This is a genomic window from Clostridium sp. MCC344 (assembly GCF_018785365.1).
Taxonomy (GTDB): domain Bacteria; phylum Bacillota; class Clostridia; order Lachnospirales; family Lachnospiraceae; genus Pilosibacter.
Map to the genome: position 1 here is coordinate 1 of NZ_WQPQ01000022.1, position 13683 is coordinate 13683.

Annotated in this window: 17 protein-coding genes, 3 tRNA genes and 2 pseudogenes; 14 read left to right on the forward strand and 8 right to left on the reverse strand. The window is 41.6% G+C overall.

Features of this window, described 5'->3' with window-relative positions; genetic code table 11:
• The first annotated feature begins 119 nt into the window (after positions 1–119).
• The 3 genes from GPK90_RS06560 to GPK90_RS06570 all read left to right on the forward strand — a co-directional run bounded on the left by GPK90_RS06560 (position 120) and on the right by GPK90_RS06570 (position 491).
• A tRNA-Asn gene (locus GPK90_RS06560) sits at positions 120–192 on the forward strand.
• Positions 193–335: 143 nt separating this feature from the next.
• Positions 336–407 (forward strand) — tRNA-Glu (locus GPK90_RS06565).
• Between the two features lie 13 nt (positions 408–420).
• A tRNA-Cys gene (locus tag GPK90_RS06570) sits at positions 421–491 on the forward strand.
• A gap of 360 nt (positions 492–851) precedes the next feature.
• On the opposite strand, the pseudogene GPK90_RS06575 reads toward GPK90_RS06570, so the two are convergent.
• Positions 852–1737: pseudogene (locus tag GPK90_RS06575) on the reverse strand (transposase); the annotation flags it as partial.
• Between the two features lie 97 nt (positions 1738–1834).
• Positions 1835–2248 (reverse strand): hypothetical protein, encoded by a 414-nt coding sequence (locus tag GPK90_RS06580; protein WP_147352740.1) that lies wholly within the window; start codon positions 2246–2248, stop codon positions 1835–1837.
• 25 nt (positions 2249–2273) lie between these two features.
• Here GPK90_RS06580 and GPK90_RS19755 point away from each other — a divergent pair.
• The 8 genes and pseudogenes from GPK90_RS19755 to GPK90_RS19545 form a co-directional block, all read left to right on the forward strand.
• A pseudogene (locus GPK90_RS19755) lies at positions 2274–2345 on the forward strand (helix-turn-helix transcriptional regulator); the annotation flags it as partial.
• Between the two features lie 15 nt (positions 2346–2360).
• The gene (locus GPK90_RS06585) at positions 2361–2816 is read left to right on the forward strand and encodes a hypothetical protein (RefSeq protein ID WP_243022345.1); all 456 of its coding nucleotides are present in this window, start codon (positions 2361–2363) and stop codon (positions 2814–2816) included.
• Positions 2817–3062: 246 nt separating this feature from the next.
• Positions 3063–3899 (forward strand): sugar phosphate isomerase/epimerase family protein, encoded by an 837-nt coding sequence (locus tag GPK90_RS06590; protein ID WP_215702553.1) that lies wholly within the window; start codon positions 3063–3065, stop codon positions 3897–3899.
• A gap of 21 nt (positions 3900–3920) precedes the next feature.
• Positions 3921–4757 carry a sugar phosphate isomerase/epimerase family protein gene (locus tag GPK90_RS06595; RefSeq protein ID WP_118532685.1) on the forward strand — a complete coding sequence of 279 codons (837 nt, stop codon included), beginning with the start codon at positions 3921–3923 and terminating at the stop codon, positions 4755–4757.
• A 114-nt stretch (positions 4758–4871) separates the two neighbouring features.
• Entirely contained in the window at positions 4872–5123 is a 252-nt protein-coding gene (locus GPK90_RS06600; protein ID WP_243022344.1) for a BtpA/SgcQ family protein, read from the forward strand.
• 752 nt (positions 5124–5875) lie between these two features.
• Positions 5876–7231, forward strand: a complete 1356-nt coding sequence (locus GPK90_RS06605) for an AAA family ATPase (RefSeq protein WP_215702554.1) — start codon at positions 5876–5878, stop codon at positions 7229–7231.
• A 30-nt stretch (positions 7232–7261) separates the two neighbouring features.
• The gene (locus GPK90_RS19540) at positions 7262–8101 is read left to right on the forward strand and encodes an AAA family ATPase (RefSeq protein ID WP_346011217.1); all 840 of its coding nucleotides are present in this window, start codon (positions 7262–7264) and stop codon (positions 8099–8101) included.
• A complete protein-coding gene (locus GPK90_RS19545; RefSeq protein ID WP_346011218.1) occupies positions 8098–8604 on the forward strand; it encodes a hypothetical protein in 507 nt (168 codons plus the stop codon). Before GPK90_RS19540 ends, GPK90_RS19545 begins: the two co-directional genes overlap by 4 nt.
• A 117-nt stretch (positions 8605–8721) precedes the next feature.
• Here GPK90_RS19545 and GPK90_RS06615 read toward each other — a convergent pair whose 3' ends face one another.
• A complete protein-coding gene (locus GPK90_RS06615) occupies positions 8722–9402 on the reverse strand; it encodes a recombinase family protein (protein WP_215702555.1) in 681 nt (226 codons plus the stop codon).
• A gap of 188 nt (positions 9403–9590) precedes the next feature.
• On the opposite strand from GPK90_RS06615, the gene GPK90_RS06620 reads away from it, so the two are divergent.
• A complete protein-coding gene (locus tag GPK90_RS06620; RefSeq protein ID WP_215702594.1) occupies positions 9591–10277 on the forward strand; it encodes a recombinase family protein in 687 nt (228 codons plus the stop codon).
• Positions 10278–10342: 65 nt separating this feature from the next.
• On the opposite strand, the gene GPK90_RS06625 is transcribed toward GPK90_RS06620, so the two are convergent.
• The 4 genes from GPK90_RS06625 to GPK90_RS06640 all read right to left on the reverse strand — a co-directional run bounded on the left by GPK90_RS06625 (position 10343) and on the right by GPK90_RS06640 (position 12263).
• Positions 10343–10618 (reverse strand): hypothetical protein, encoded by a 276-nt coding sequence (locus GPK90_RS06625; protein WP_015552225.1) that lies wholly within the window; start codon positions 10616–10618, stop codon positions 10343–10345.
• A 14-nt stretch (positions 10619–10632) separates the two neighbouring features.
• Complete coding sequence (locus tag GPK90_RS06630; protein ID WP_215702556.1) at positions 10633–11163, reverse strand: hypothetical protein; 531 nt, start codon at positions 11161–11163, stop codon at positions 10633–10635.
• 453 nt (positions 11164–11616) lie between these two features.
• A complete protein-coding gene (locus tag GPK90_RS06635) occupies positions 11617–11988 on the reverse strand; it encodes a putative toxin-antitoxin system toxin component, PIN family (protein WP_252197375.1) in 372 nt (123 codons plus the stop codon).
• Positions 11985–12263: an AbrB/MazE/SpoVT family DNA-binding domain-containing protein gene (locus GPK90_RS06640; protein WP_252197376.1), complete on the reverse strand. Its 279-nt coding sequence runs from the start codon at positions 12261–12263 to the stop codon at positions 11985–11987. Before GPK90_RS06640 ends, GPK90_RS06635 begins: the two co-directional genes overlap by 4 nt.
• A gap of 270 nt (positions 12264–12533) precedes the next feature.
• Here GPK90_RS06640 and GPK90_RS19760 point away from each other — a divergent pair, with 270 nt between their 5' ends.
• Entirely contained in the window at positions 12534–12758 is a 225-nt protein-coding gene (locus GPK90_RS19760; RefSeq protein WP_485663354.1) for an ArdC-like ssDNA-binding domain-containing protein, read from the forward strand.
• Positions 12759–13013: 255 nt separating this feature from the next.
• On the opposite strand, the gene GPK90_RS19005 is transcribed toward GPK90_RS19760, so the two are convergent.
• Positions 13014–13343, reverse strand: coding sequence for a hypothetical protein (locus GPK90_RS19005; RefSeq protein ID WP_252197377.1), 330 nt, complete (start codon positions 13341–13343; stop codon positions 13014–13016).
• A gap of 24 nt (positions 13344–13367) precedes the next feature.
• Between GPK90_RS19005 and GPK90_RS06650 the strand changes: the two genes are divergently transcribed.
• A complete protein-coding gene (locus tag GPK90_RS06650) occupies positions 13368–13679 on the forward strand; it encodes a JAB domain-containing protein (RefSeq protein WP_486463664.1) in 312 nt (103 codons plus the stop codon).
• Positions 13680–13683: the final 4 nt, after the last annotated feature.

Here is a 13683-nt window from a genome sequence, read left to right on the forward strand (position 1 = left end):
CAGTAATGCATGGAGCTGACTGTTACTAATCGGTCGAGGGCTTATCCAGGAAGGTCAAGTGAAGATTCAAAGGTTGATGATGTTCAATATGTGGTTTTGAAGGTATGTTCCTTCATTATTCCTCGATAGCTCAGTCGGTAGAGCACGCGGCTGTTAACCGCGCTGTCGTAGGTTCGAGTCCTACTCGGGGAGTTTTTTCATACTATCCAATGTGTTCGGTAAACCTGATGAGATGTGGGTCTGAAACGCCCTGGTCACCAGTTCAAATCTGGTAATCGATGGATTCGCGTTTATCCGGTTGACAGAGGCAAGTAAATATGATAGTATATATTTAAGGCCCCATGGTCAAGCGGTTAAGACATCGCCCTTTCACGGCGGTAACACGAGTTCGAACCTCGTTGGGGTCATTTAGCTAAATATGGCGACATAGCCAAGTGGTAAGGCGTGGGTCTGCAACACCCTGATCACCAGTTCAAATCTGGTTGTCGCCTCTCTTATGAGAGCCTCAGAATCCTTTATTTATAAGGACTCTGGGGTTTTTTCTTTGTGATTTTGATGTTTGCGCGTGTTTGCGGTCTGAAAACAGTGCATTGTATGAAGATTTACCTATCTATATTCATACAATAAATTGAGTAGAAGGCTTCCTTCTCTTTTTGCTGGAATAGGAGTGGAATTAACATGGAAGATTCTGTTCACAGAAAATATAGTTATTATACGAGCCGTAACCGGCATCTGCTACCGGATATTTGGGGTAGAAGCCATAAATATCATGGAACTTATTCATGAGGGGGATGAAAAAGTCCATATCTGAACGGTATTGGTTCACATCAACAACCGCTATTACTCATCCGCCACACCGACCTGGACATTATACGCCGGGAGCAGCTGGTCATTTCCCATATAGTCCTTTTTGATTCGCATGAAAGTAGCGGAATGATCAGTCTTGGAATAGCTATTGCGTCCATCTCCACAGATTTGGATCTTTTCTACATAGTCATTCAGCTTTGACAGATATTCCTGAAGTTTTTCATAATGGCGCTGCTGGACTGACTTTCGATGTCCTTTCCCAGCGACAAACGTTGTTTCATCCAACTGCCAGATTTCTACGTATTTCGATGCGGCTTCCTTTAGGTATTTTGGCGAGTATTCCGTATTAATACTGAACTTTATCCCTGTGTATTGAAGCTCAAGATTAATTTCCTGAAACAGGGAAGTGATCTTCTCAAACAGGCGGTATCTGGATTTTTCAGTCGCTTTCTTCCATACCCAGGAATACTTGTTTGCGTTGGCTTCAAACTTAGAACCGTCAATATATAAATGTTGCAGGTCCGTATGTTCTTTCTCAAAAATTTTTTGATTGATATCACAGAATAGTTTCTCAATAGAATCGCTGAGTATCTCATTGATAAAATATCCAAAAGTCCGATAGGATGGGACTTCATGATCCATCAGATACATGAATCTTAGATTCACTTTGCAGCTGTCTTCCAGCTCACGAAGAGAAACATATCCATTTGTCATAAATCCGAACAGGATTGTTTTCAGCATACTGACCGGGTTATACCGAAGTCTTCCCACCTCATGTTTCGGGATTTCCTTCAGGTATTTCTCCAAATCGATTTCTCCCATAAATCGATTAAATGTCAGCACCGGATCACAAATGTCCAGATAATCTTGAATTAGTATTGGCAAAACTGCCTGTTTGGGGTTAGAATAAGTGTGTGTTATTTTTTTCATTGCAGATTAATTTTAACACAAAAAGAGGACCTTGGATTCATTATGAATCCTTGGTCCTTCTTTTTTATAGGCTATGTTTTTTCACAGCCCCTTTTTGTTAAAAGTGTTTACACGGTTTTGAAATTTTTGTATGTGAATGTGCCAAGTAGGAAATCCCTCCGACTATAATGGTACTAAAGATACTTCCCATAATAGTGCCTATGATTTTTCCGTTTATATAGTCTCTATTCGTATCAGAAATATCTTTATCAACCGCGTCCCAATCAATAGCTTCCGCCTTAGTGTATTTGATAAGCTCACCGTCATCAGATAGGCTGGTCGCGTAAACTGGCTTCCCGTGAACTGCTTCCATCTGATCTGCAGTAACAATTGCCTCTAGTAACGCTTTATCGTTACTAATAAACAGCTGTGTATGCTGTACTTTATACCAAGTAACAGCATTGATGATCCTTTGATCTGCGATCCGCCGGTGTAATATCCTAACATCAACCTCATCCGGCTCTTCTTCCAAGGAGAATTTATTTATATTACGAAAAATCTGTGGCTGGACCACACAGGAATTAGGGGATCGGATCGGGCTTACCAAGCAAACCATCAGCAATTTAGAAAATGGGAAATCCACAATGAGTAAATTGCAATATATTGGTTTGCGATATATTTTTGAATATGAAATTACTCACTCTAAAGCTCCTTATGTAGAACTCTTAAAAAATGCTATGGATAAATTATTAGACGCCAAGCTAACACGTGAGGAATTTAAAAATTATCAAGCAAAATTTTTGTACGAGGCTACAGCTCCGCAAAATAAATTTCGCAAAAAAGCCGTTTCAAGTATTGCACATGCAGCTACTGTTGGTGCAACAGTTGGTGCTGGCATACTGGGCGCTGGTTTATCTCCAATCGGTACAATCGGCGCCGTTGTCGGAATGACAACACCAATCGGTGCAATTGGTGCAATCGGCGCCGCTACAGGAGCGGTTGCTGGAATGGTTACTGGAGCAACAACTGATTGGTTCGCTCGATTAAATTCAAAAGACGATGATGTAGAAATTTTCCAAGATGATAATATGAACGACTAAGTATTTTCATTATGCTGAAATGCACTGTAAATTTATTTTTTCACTCTATAATAGCAAATTGCACAAAAAGAACGTACATCTTTCTATATGATAACGTTATCAATAAATAGAATAACGTTCTTTATAAATTGATGTGATCTATATTTTCAGACACTTTTTTCTTCCCTAGAAATAAAAATCTTTGTAAAGTATTTCATAAAATTATATGATATACTACTGCTATATAATACGAGGAGGAACAACTGGATGATAAAGATAAGGCGGGAACAGATTGCAGGAATGAATATGCACTATAAATACAGAACTTTGGATTATTTCTTTAAAACGCAGCAGGCTCTCGGAATAAAAAATATAGAGTTTTGGTGTGCAAGACCGCATTTCCTGCTAGATGATTATGGGTTTGAGGATGCGGCTGAATTAAAAAAGAATGCAGCAGATTATGGATTGACAATCGGAGCTTTTTCACCGGAGTGTACGATTTATAATTATGCACTTTGCTGTCATGACGAGACGGCAAGGAAGCATTCAATCGGATATTTTGAAAATGGAATCCGTGCAGCGGCAGAAGCTGGTGCGAAAGTGATGGTACTCAATTGCTGCGGCGGTGCAAGAAATGAAGATCCGAGACGTATTTTTGAACGTGCGGTTCAAACCTTGCGTCGGCTTTCAAAAACTGCTGCGGAAGAGGGGGTTGTTCTTGCAGTGGAAACAGTACGGCCAGAAGACGCAACGGTTATTAATATGCTTCCAGAGCTAAAAAAACTTTTGGAGTCGGTTAATGAGCCGCAGATACAGGCTGCCCTGAATTTGACGAGTGCCGGAGTGGCAGGAGAGTCGATGAAAGACTGGTTTGAAGCATTAGGAGACAAAATATATCATATCCGTTTTGTGGATGGACGTCCGCAGGGATGCCTTGCATGGGGAGATGGTTTGAGACCGTTAGAGGATCAATTGATTTGTCTGGATCAGTACAAATATAAAGGATTGCTAAGCCTGGCACTGAATGATGCACGCTACCTGGAGGATCCGGCTGCAGCCGATCGGCAGAATATGCGTGAATTGGAACCGTTTATAATGGATTAATTGTATGAGGAGGAAGCGAAAATGAAAATAGTTGATTTTGATAAACTTTCGGTATTGAATCTTCATTATTGCCAATATACGTTGGATTATTTCCTGGATTGTATGCAGGAACTGGGAATCAAAAATGTAGAATTGCTGGGAGGGCATCAAGGACTTTGGCTGGATCCAAATGAATATCAGGATCCAGAGCCAGTCCGTAAAAAATTACAGGAACACGGTTTGAAGTGCCCAGTATTTACACCACAGAATTGCCGGTTTGGTTATCAATTTGGTGTAAAAGAACCAGAACTGAGAGAAAAAACATTTGGATTTTTTGCAAATGCGATACGTCTGGGGGCTGCGCTGGGGGCAGACAAGATGGAAGCAAATTCTGGATGGGGTTACTGGGATGAAGCGGAGGAGGATGGGTTGAAGCGGGCAGCTGAGATGCATCAGAGACTTTGTGAGGTCGCAGAGGAAAATGGCGTGACAATTGTGGCAGAGACTTTACGGCCGCAGGAATCAAGAATTGGGTATAGTTTGCAGCAAATGAAACAGTTATTTGATTTAGTCGATCATCCGCGCTTTAAAGTTATGATTGATTTGACAGCAATGTCAGTTTCTGGTGAAACGATTCAGCAGTGGTTTGATGTTTTTGGAAAGGAAAACATTGTACATGCACATTTTCAGGATTGTGATCCCTATGGGCATTACATCTGGGGTGAAGGGAAGAGAAACTTAAGAAAGGATTTAGAGGACATGGTAAAAAATGGATATGAGGGATATTTTACGCAGGAACTGACAGCACCAGCGTATTACCTGGATCCATTTCGTTATGACAAAAGAAATGTGCAGAATTTGAGAATGTACATGGAATAGAGGAGAGAAAGAATATGTGGACAGATGAATTATTTCATGTAAAAAAGCCAATCATTGCACTGTTGCATTTGCGGGCGCTGCCGGGGGGATCCTCTGTATGAAAAAGACGCAACGATGGGAGAGGTAATTGAAAATGCAGCCAGAGAGCTTCAGGCGCTCCAGGAGGGAGGAGTAGATGGAGTTTTGATTGCCAATGAATTCAGCCTTCCGTATGAAAAAAAGGTTTCCTACGTAACTGTGGCAGCGATGGGACGGGTTGTGGGAGAATTAAAAAAAGAGATAAAAGTTCCATTTGGTGTCAATATTGTTTCTAATCCATTGGCGACGATTGACTTGGCAGCAGCAGTCGAGGCAGATATGGGATGAAAGTGAGCTTTAGGGAAAGAAAAAAGATATAAATGTAATCTGTAAATAAGCGGGCACTGTGAAATCTGATAGAGTGAAGGTTTTTGCAGTGCCTTTGTGTGTAGAGAGGAGAAAAATAAGATGGCAAATGGGGTAAGCACAACGCAGATACGAGAATTTCTTGCTACTTTACCGGTTAATAAGGTCTTTCATTTATCAGAAATCATGGAACTCATCGAAAAAGAACCTGGATGAGGGATTTAAAAGAGAAAACCAGTATAATCATACGGGGTGCAATGTCTATGATGGCCATACAATTAAGAGTCAGCCGATGGGGTTCTGGATAAGGGCAGACGTATTGCAATATAAAATGGATCATAGAATTCCCATCTGTTGCATATATGGAGAAGTGGTATGGGATAAAACGGGAGAATGGGTTACGACAGGCGAGAGCCGAACTGGCTGTGTGATGTGTGGATTTGGTTGTCATCTGGAGAAAGAGCCGAACCGAATTCAGAGGCTGCGGTGTTCAAAAAATCCGGTACATCGTCGGATGTGTGAAGGAATTTTAAAAATTGAGAATCATGGAGTTACATATGAGGAGGCGTTGCAGAGGTGCCATATTGCGACAACGATAGAAGAGATTCAGTCGGATGCAGAAGATAAGGGGAGGGCTGCATAAACGAATATTTTTTCAGACGATGATAGGAATTTTAAATGGAGTTTGCTATAATGATAACAACGATGGTTGAAGAGCAGGAAAGGAATCAGGGATGACCGGATTTGTACAGAGCAAAATCGAGTTAGAGCGGGATGTACAGAATGAGCTTCTGAACTGGAAGAATAAACGGCATCATACTGTATTACAAATAGAAGGACCATGGCATGTTGGAAAGACGCATGAGGTCAAGAAGTTTGTATATAGCCATTATAAACAGGTCGTCTATGTGAATCTCGTGCGTGATGAATATGGATTTGAAGATCTAATGCTTACAGATCATTTTATGCGGGAATATTGCAGGAATGCAGGAATTGGTGAGTATGTGGATGATGAAAGTACAGTTCTCGTGATTGATGAGATTCAGGAGCGTGCGAATGTCTACAATGCGATCCGTGATCTGCGGGAACAGCTTGGATGCGACATCATTGTCAGCGGCAGTTATCTTGCCAGAACCGTCAATTCCAGAGACTTCTTCCTTCCGGCAGGGATTGCGTACCTTCAAATGTACCCGCTGTCATTCAAAGAATTTTGCAGAGCATTGAATATAGAAGATATATTGGAAACAATCAGCTTGAAGTCAGAATCCAAGGATGAAGATTATCAGAAACTTGAAGAGGCCTATCAGGTATATCGAAAAATTGGTGGGTATCCGCTGGTTGTCACAACATTCATAGAATCCAGACAGATTGACGACTGTATGGTGGTTCTTGAAGATCTGATTCGTACCTTTACGGCAGAGTCAAGTCGATTCTTTACCAATAGTACGGCACTTAGTATTTTCCAGGAAGCGTATAAAGCAGTTCTGGTGCAGATTGCGGAAGAGGAGAAGGGCACTGGAAAGACATTTCTGGAATTTGTCACGAATTTTGTGAAAGACACGGTAAAGGAACCGGTGAGCAGGAATGAGGTGCGCACAGCGGCTTCGTGGCTGTTATATTCCGGAATTATCGGCTACTGCGATCTTTATAATAATGGGGATGTGACAGATGTTGTCAGCAATCGAAGGGCATACTTTGCTGATCCGGGAATCGCAAATTATATTTCCAGTATGGTTACAGTTCCGAAAGACGCGACCGAGGGAATGTTGACAGAGACATTTGCGTATACAGAGCTTAGTCGCTTGTATCAGGCTGCTCCGGGGAAAAAGCGTGTTCGGGGTGACAAGCCGTGCTTTTCTACCTGTGGAGACTATGAACTGGATTTTGTGGTTGTCGATAAAGATGATGTTCGCTATGGACTTGAGGTAAAGAGCGGAAATAATCGTGCCCAATCTTTGGAGTATTATAGAGATAAGAGTATGGTTGACAAAGGGTTCCGGTGTGCACTTTCTCATGGAGGTCAGGGATCACGCTTTGCAACGATACCGATTTATACGATCGGATGCCGATTCCCCTATGAGACAGTATAAAATGGATGAATGAGTGGACGGGAGGACAAGATGCAAATCGATTTAGAAAGAAAAGCATCTAGTAAATTGCTTGCACGGAAGAATAAACCGAACCATTCTACACTTGAAGTGTCAGGGGCAAGACAGGTTGGAAAAACTTATCTGGTCAATAAGTTTGCGGACCGGGAATATAAAAGAAAAATTTATGTAAATCTTCTGGAACTTTCTGGGGAATTACTGGTGAGCCATTACAGAGATCTCATTCAGAACATGAAACAGGGAGAACGGTATGAGAATCCTGTGTATGAGTTGATTAAACGATATGACCCTACGTTTGTTGATGACTCAGACACGGTTGTGATCATTGATGAGATTCAGGAATCGGTAGATATTTATAACCGGATTCGGGAGTTTACGAGAAATCTGGCGTGTGATTTTATCATTACAGGAAGCTACCGTGGAAGAATTATGAATGACGACTTTAAATATTCGGCTGGGGATTTGGACGCAATTGATATTCAGACTCTCAGCTTTGAAGAGTTTTTAATGGCATTAGGAAAGGAAAAGCTATACCAGCAGCTGGATTTATATGGAAACAGCAGTGAAAATACGTACCGGGAGCTGGAAGAGCTTTACCATATATACTGCACGATTGGCGGATATCCGGCAGTTGTGCTAACTTATATGGAGACAGGTAGCATCTCTCAGTGCCAATTGACTCTTGAGAAGATCGTTCGCCTGTTTGCAAATGAGAGCCGGAGATACTTTAAAGACATCTTGGAATACGATAGCTATGAGAACCTGTTTACGAGTGTCGCAAGACTTCTTGTGAGGGAAAAAAGGGATTCGAGGAAGACAGTTTCAGTGAAGAACTTCAAAGCCTTGTTGTGAGAGAATACTCAAGCAATCTTTCAAAAGCTGCGGTAAACCGGGCAATTGACTGGCTCCACAGTGCTGGAATTATTGGATTTGCCGGAAAACTGACTGGATGTGATATTCTGTCTTACAAAGCAAAATCAAGAGCGTTCTTCATGGATCTGGGACTTACAACGTATTTCCTGACCCAGACAGGGTGTAGCGCAGGGGATATTCAGGGGGTGGTCAACGAAAATTTCGTATATCTTGATCTGAAACGGAGAATTTCATATCCAAGGGAAATTGCATTGGAGACCCCGGCGTTTTCTACATGGGGAAAATACGAGATTGACTTTTTTGCGAAGTCGGTCCATACAGACCAGCACACATATGCGATTGAGGTTAAGACCGAAAAAACAGCGGAAAGACCGCAGAAGAAATCTTGGAAAAGAGAAAAGCGGATTATGTTCTGTATGCAAAGGGAAATACACATGGCGGAATCCATGGAAATATTTACACGATCCCGATCTATGGGATAGCGAAGTTTCAGTTTAATTAGAGGAAAGTCGGAAACTAAAGCATTTTACAAATTTTGAGAGCAGAAGCTATGTGGATAGCCGCTGCTCTCATTTTTTTGTGGGGCAGAAGGTGAAAATCTATGCATTAGTTGTCTGCTGTAAGTCCTTGCGATATCGATAATAGGTGTTGCGACTGATGCCGATTACCTTCATGCAGTCAGTCGGACATAGATCTCCGCCAAAGAGTTTGTCCCGCTTGATGATGATATTTTTTGCCTTCCGTTCCTTTTCTGTAATACAGCGACCATGTGGACGACCGAGTTTTTTCCCAGCTAAACGGGCGGTTTGCAGACCCTCAATGGTGCGCTGGCGGAGATCGTCAACCTCTTTCTGTGCCTGGTCAAAGGCGATTTTAATTTGCTTCTCAGCCAATTTCATCAGATACTGCTCCACGCCTTTAAGAATCAGATCAGCATCAGTACCGGTCATTGGAATATCAATCTGAAGAGATTCGCGGTACACAGCAGTATCGATTTGTGGCTCATTTATAAATTCTAATGTAATGCCCCGCTGATAGAGCGCTTTATAATCTGCAAATCCTTCATCTGAAGTACGGGACATTCGGGAAACGGAGTCGAAGACAATCTTGTCATTTTCTTTTACCATTGAGATCAGATTTACCCACTTAGGGCGGTCCTGCGTTCGACCAGTATAAACTTCGATGATCATTATGGCATCTGGGTAGCGGGATTTAATATTGCGAATCTGGCGGTCGATATTTTGGTGCTTGCTGGAAATTCTTGCGTATCCGTATATCAATGAGGTATCCTCCTAGGTGTATGATAAAAAGCTTACGTTTATATTATACAATAATCGCTCAGATAATGAAAGATGTAAGTGTACGAAAAAAACGTCGTTTTTTTATACAGTTTCAACTTGCGTATATTGCCAATCATCTGTACACTATAAATATAACATTTTTTTCATACAATCGGGAGAGATGTGCATTGAACTATGGATATATAAGGATTTCTACAAAATTTCAGAATGTGGAACGACAGGAGCGCAACATCCGCCTGATGTGTCCGGATCCGAACCTTGTTATCATCAAGGAAATTTTTACTGGTAGCACACAGGATCGGCCTAAGTGGCGGAGATATTATCCCAGATTTATGCCTGGAGATAATATCTATTTTGATTCGGTTTCCAGAATGGCCCGTGATGAGGATGATGGAGTAAAGGAGTACCTGGATCTGTATAAAAGAAAAGTGAACTTGTTTTTCTTCGTGGAGCCTGGGATCAACACGGATGTATATCGGGAAGCCTGTCAGATGCAAATTCCACGGACTGGCACGGAGGGTGATATAATTCTGGAGGCCATCGAAGCATATCAAGTGAAGCTTGCAGAAAAGCAAGTCCGTATTGCCTTTCAACAGGCCCAGAAGGAACTGGATGATCTCAGGCAACGAACGATCGAGGGATTAGAAACAGCCAGACGTTCTGGAAAGCAGCTCGGCCGGCCTCGTGGCCGGTGCATCACCGAGAAGGAACGAAAGGCAAAAAATATTATTCTGAAACGTGATACGCTCTTTGGTGGAGATCTTTGTCCATCTGACTGCATGAAAGTAATCGGCATCAGTCGCGGCACTTACTACAAATATAGAAACGACTTATCTAAATTTCCAATTGCATAGTAAAAGGCGGAAATGCATCCATGTGTATTTCCGCCTTAAGTTCCTTTAACATAGGCGACCAGTGATCACCTATTTACATAAAAGATAAAGATATCCATGATAATAAATGCTATTCCAAACACATGGTTAGAAACTTTAAATAATAAGGGAGTATCTTTTTCAAGTATATCTTTTTTAAATTTTGCAAGCATTGCACACTTCAATACGCAGAATACAAAAAAAGCCAAAAGTCCGGTTATTTGTAAATTCTTATAATTGTAATAGGATGCCCATGCAATAAAAATACAAAATAATATCCCTGATAAATTAAAATACGAATAGACATTTCCCTTATATTTCATAGCATACCTCTCAATTAATAAATCTCATAAGATACATAGCCCGGGGTCCAACCTAAAACACCATCGTTTGTATATCCATAGGTATAACTAATATGGAGTACAACTGTATATCCATATATCATACTTCCAGCCGTAAGTAATATATTGGCAGCATAAAGCGCGGCTGCTAAAGTCACATAAGGCGAAGCAGCCATAATTTCACTAGCAATTCCAGCAGCTGTTGCGGCATCGTCAACGTGAATCGTTACATCAATAACGCATGTTTGCCCAATGGATGGGTTCGAAGGAAAAGCTTTCGCCCTTGCGGAATACGGCTGGGTATTTTCATAAGCAAGGTCAACTAACCTTTCAGCTTCAGTTTCTGTAGCTCCGTATTTTGTCATTAATACCTGGATCAGTTCATCCCTGCTGAGAGAATCGAAGTATGCCTGCTCTCTGGCAATTTCCCCGGATGACATGTATAATCTTAATGGTGCAGTTTCTGCAGCCAAGGCAGTTGACGTAAAAGTGGTGCAAATAAGAATTGCTGTAAGAATAAGACTCATAATTCTTTTTCTAATTTTTTTTATAAAAGTACCTCCTTGATTTGATAGTGTCAAATTGTGGGGGTGCTTAAAATAAAAGTATTTATTTGTTCATTGGATTCACTCCTTTTATGTTTAAATATAGTGAAATTAAGTATGTGTTTTGTTTTTCTATGTGTAAATTCTATCATAGTTGCTTTAAAAGCGCAATATTAGTAAATCAATCATAAAAACTCTGCAAGTTTTCAGTTGAAATGTAAGAAATTCTTCATTTTTGACGTGGATGTAGTAATATTGTCATTTTACTATTCGCTTAGCTATATCCGCACCTAAGAAAATGATTTTTTGCAACCGATTTATTTCGAGCAGTTGACCTTTCCCGAATTACAAGGTTGCCTTCCATAAAAAAGCGTGCTGCATAAAGCAACACGCTACAAAGGATCAGACTGAACAAAATCTATTGCTGTCATGATTTTAGGATTTTCCAACCCTGACCTCCAAAAAGTCTTTATCACCAGTAAGAAGGATATCTGCCTTCGCATTCAAAGTCGCACGCAAAATCGGACGATCATTGACGTCTCTTACCTGCATTTCTGAATCATATTCTTCCATCGGTATTGGAACCATTTCCAATGTCATTAGAGCCAATGATAAAAATTTTTCTAATGCTTCTATCCTTTTCGGAAACTTTCGATTAAAAATGCGTCTCATCTCATCAATGTTCTGCTCGCAAATCAATCCATGATTTGGATAAGTAACAGCTTTTTTAAAGGCTGCAAATGGTGTCCCTTTATTGCTTAAAGCTGCAGAAATAAGGATATTGGTATCAATGAGTATTCTCATCATGCCTCACTTTCCGCACGAACTTCTTTTACCAAGTTCATGACGTCTTCATCGGATGTGATACCTGCAGCCTCCGCTTCTCCATCCATTTGTGCCTGTAATATCTGCATGGCATAAATTGCCGAATTAATGACGCGAACACTTCCGTTTTCTACAACAAAGGTAATTCTATCGCCGCTCGAAACGCCAAGAATTTCTCTAACGTCCTTCGGAATTGTAACCTGACCTTTTGCCATAACCTTTGCATTATCAATAAATGTAGTTGTAACTATAAGCATACCTCCTATCTATAGTGGTAGGGAATGTAGGATTTTCCCTACTACTATTATATGATCTTTTTAAAAATTATCTACATATATTTATTGCTTTGATACAACACTTCTCAATAAACAAATTGCGTACGTTGTAATTAGCGTATTCCAATCTTGTAACCCGTTTTATTCCATTTTTGTAACCACTTTGGTTCACAAATTTTGAAATATCCAAAATAGAGCGATTTTAAAAAGTAGGATGACGGAACCAGGAAAAATATTGAAGAGCCGGAACCCATTCACACCTTTTTACGTTGGAAAGAGTATGGATACAGTGTAAAAAAGGGAGAAAAAGCGATTGCTCAGATTGAGATCTGGAAGTACACAAAGAAGAAGAAAACGGATGGAGAGGACACGGAGGAAGAAACTGCAGAACATGCATTTAAGAAGAAAGCCTTTTTCTTTTGCTTTGCACAGGTAGAGCCGATAAGGAGAAAAGCCGATGAGAGCGAAAAAGTATGATATTTTGGATTGACCTATTAGGGTAATATATCCGGCGGGACGGCTCCGGGGGATCTCCCCCGGAGCCGCAAGGGCCCTCATCAGCCCCCCGGACTACGTCCGTGCCTAGTCCCTTGACCTCCCCGGCTGTGGCTGAATCATATATATATATATAAACAGAGAAAATGTATTGTGAACGTTACAGAGAGGGCCAGATTGCTCGGCTGCTGTCTCATCCGGCAGATCTGCCCCAAGCCCCTTCGGGGTACTTTGCTCTTACGGGAGGGAGCGCTGCTCCCCCCCAAGCGAGGCCTTCCCCTCCAGGGGGATTACCGTGACCGGTAAATCCCCGCTTACCCCCATATGAGCTGGCCATTCAGCGGGGCTGGAAATCGCCTGTTTTTCCTTTTCGGTGATTAGCTTTTCGATATCTTTTTTGCTGAGGCCAAAATGGTATTTTAACAAGCGATCAAAAAGCTTTTCATATTCCTGAAGAGCTGCGTTTTTCTGGGAAAGATCGGCCTCGAGTGCAGCAATCTGTTCCGTGATGCGGACTGTTATTGCAGTCCGCAAAAGATCAGTCAGACGGTTCGCTGCCTGTACCATGCGGAGCAACTGCCGGAGGAACATGTGTGGCTTCTCGTGTTCGATGCAAAAAATCATCTGATTGGAAGCTTTGAAATTTCGCATGGATCGTACACACAGGCGTCACTCAATCCGGCACAGATTTTACAAAGGGCGTTGCTTTGCGGAGCGGTCAGAATCGTGCTGGTACACAATCATCCGAGCGGAGATCCGGAGCCGAGCAGAGAGGACCGGACACTCACAGAACGAATCAAAGCGGCAACAAATCTGTGCGGGATCGAGTTTATCGATCACGTGATCGTTGGCAGCGCCCGGTCGGAAGCGTTCTGCAGTCTGCGCGAGGAGGGAATGATTTAAAGGA

Excerpts from the sequence above, each read along its gene's own strand:
- GPK90_RS06585 (WP_243022345.1), top strand. The coding sequence starts at position 2,361 with ATGAGTAAATTGCAATATATTGGTTTGCGATATATTTTTGAATATGAA.
- GPK90_RS06590 (WP_215702553.1), top strand. The coding sequence starts at position 3,063 with ATGATAAAGATAAGGCGGGAACAGATTGCAGGAATGAATATGCACTAT.
- GPK90_RS06595 (WP_118532685.1), top strand. The coding sequence starts at position 3,921 with ATGAAAATAGTTGATTTTGATAAACTTTCGGTATTGAATCTTCATTAT.
- GPK90_RS06600 (WP_243022344.1), top strand. The coding sequence starts at position 4,872 with ATGGGAGAGGTAATTGAAAATGCAGCCAGAGAGCTTCAGGCGCTCCAG.
- GPK90_RS06605 (WP_215702554.1), top strand. The coding sequence starts at position 5,876 with ATGACCGGATTTGTACAGAGCAAAATCGAGTTAGAGCGGGATGTACAG.
- GPK90_RS19540 (WP_346011217.1), top strand. The coding sequence starts at position 7,262 with ATGCAAATCGATTTAGAAAGAAAAGCATCTAGTAAATTGCTTGCACGG.
- GPK90_RS06625 (WP_015552225.1), bottom strand. The coding sequence starts at position 10,618 with ATGAAATATAAGGGAAATGTCTATTCGTATTTTAATTTATCAGGGATA.
- GPK90_RS06630 (WP_215702556.1), bottom strand. The coding sequence starts at position 11,163 with ATGAGTCTTATTCTTACAGCAATTCTTATTTGCACCACTTTTACGTCA.
- GPK90_RS06635 (WP_252197375.1), bottom strand. The coding sequence starts at position 11,988 with ATGATGAGAATACTCATTGATACCAATATCCTTATTTCTGCAGCTTTA.
- GPK90_RS06640 (WP_252197376.1), bottom strand. The coding sequence starts at position 12,263 with ATGCTTATAGTTACAACTACATTTATTGATAATGCAAAGGTTATGGCA.
- GPK90_RS19005 (WP_252197377.1), bottom strand. The coding sequence starts at position 13,343 with ATGGTACAGGCAGCGAACCGTCTGACTGATCTTTTGCGGACTGCAATA.